Raw genomic sequence first — 1,513 nt, forward strand, 5'->3', positions numbered from 1 at the left:
TTATGCAATTCACGGTACATCAACACAATATAATAATTTAGGTTCGACAGTTAATAATGGTGTTTCGCAAGTATATTCGTCAACTGTACGAAAAGGTATTAATGTTGGTAAAACAATTCACGGTACATCAACACAATATAATAATTTAGGTTCCACAGTTAATAATGGTGTTTCGCAAGTATATTCGTCAACTGTACGAAAAGGTATTAATGTTGGTAAAAATGTTTATCAGAATAGTAATAAGCAGCAAGTTAAAAAAGAACTTAAACGACAAAGTATTAGATATCAAGCGAAAAATATTAGAAGTACTAAATTTAAAGGAGATAAAAAGTAATGATTAAATTAGTTTTATTGGTGGCGGCAATTGCGATATTTGGAACTGGTTTTATTACTGTTATTATTAATCAATTTACATCAGCAAAAAATATTATTATGGATTTATATAATTCTGATACTTGGTTGATTTGATTATTTGGTAGAATGGCCGTTTTGTTTAGTCATCCGTTAATGTTAACGATATCAAGTTTATATATTGTTGGGTTTATTGTTTCAAAAACATTGTATAGTTAGGAGTTAAGTTTATGAAAATTAAAATTTTAAAGTTTTTAAAAGAAAAATGATGAGAAATATTAGTATATATTTTAGTTGTTGGTTTTGGTTTTGCTTTATTTATTGGGTCAATTTACGATAAATGAGATAAATTAATTAATGAGTTTGGTATTTTATTCTGATATATGTTAGTTGCAAATTTGTATTTTTGATTTGAATTAGTTTGATGTATTTTATTTATAATTAATTTTAAAAAGAAGAAAGGTGGTAAAKAATAATGCGTAAGTCATTATCTTTATTTGCCATATTTATTTTAACTTTTTTGGGTTTGGTTATTCCATTTATTACTTTAACGGCGTTTAGACCCTTAAATGAGGAACAATATATGCTTAAACAAGAGAATAGTACTGATAAAGGTATTAATGAAACTGATTTTATTAATACAATGTTTTTACGCAGTAGTTTTTTTGAAAATTGGTCTGAAACAAATTACTTTATTAATCCAACTTTAAAAACATTAAAAAAATTATCGTTTAATGATAAATGGTATTTGGATTTTTTACAAGATAGTTATTCAACCGGAGTTGTTTATGATAAACCTAATGAAATATTTTTGAATTATTATCGACAATGACATAGTTTAAAAAATAGGTATATGGTTGAAAAATTTTATGATGTTAAAAAAGAGAATTTTTTGAATGATTTAACTGATTTTATTTATGCTTTTGCCGTAAAATATAAGATGTATGATGTATCTAAAAAAATTGTCGATAATGTTGATCGTTATAAAGAAAATCATTATCCAAGAGTTAAGTTGAAAGTAGATAATTGAAAATTAATTAATTTTAATAATAGAAAAAATGAATTTTTAAAACCAAATAATAAATGATATTTTTATGTTCGTCAATTTGGTAGTGAATATAAATATGAAAAATTTTATTTTGATGATAATTTTATAAAAAAT

The 1,513-nt window shown here is 23.5% G+C and carries 3 protein-coding genes and 1 pseudogene; all 4 read left to right on the forward strand.

Annotation, left to right across the window (positions count from 1 at the left end):
• Positions 1-334, forward strand: a pseudogene (locus C6B38_RS03690) (hypothetical protein); the annotation flags it as partial.
• Complete coding sequence (locus C6B38_RS03695; RefSeq protein ID WP_015967964.1) at positions 334-570, forward strand: hypothetical protein; 237 nt, start codon at positions 334-336, stop codon at positions 568-570. The pseudogene C6B38_RS03690 and the gene C6B38_RS03695, both read left to right, overlap by 1 nt.
• 11 nt (positions 571-581) lie before the next feature.
• Positions 582-827, forward strand: coding sequence for a hypothetical protein (locus C6B38_RS03700; RefSeq protein WP_199558574.1), 246 nt, complete (start codon positions 582-584; stop codon positions 825-827).
• Positions 827-1,513: spiroplasma phage ORF1-like family protein (locus C6B38_RS03705; protein ID WP_199558575.1), on the forward strand; the 687-nt coding region annotated here is incomplete at its 3' end. The genes C6B38_RS03700 and C6B38_RS03705, both read left to right, overlap by 1 nt.

Origin of the sequence: Spiroplasma sp. ChiS (genome assembly GCF_002968355.1) — a bacterium.
Lineage (GTDB): Bacteria > Bacillota_I > Bacilli_A > Mycoplasmatales > Mycoplasmataceae > Spiroplasma > Spiroplasma citri.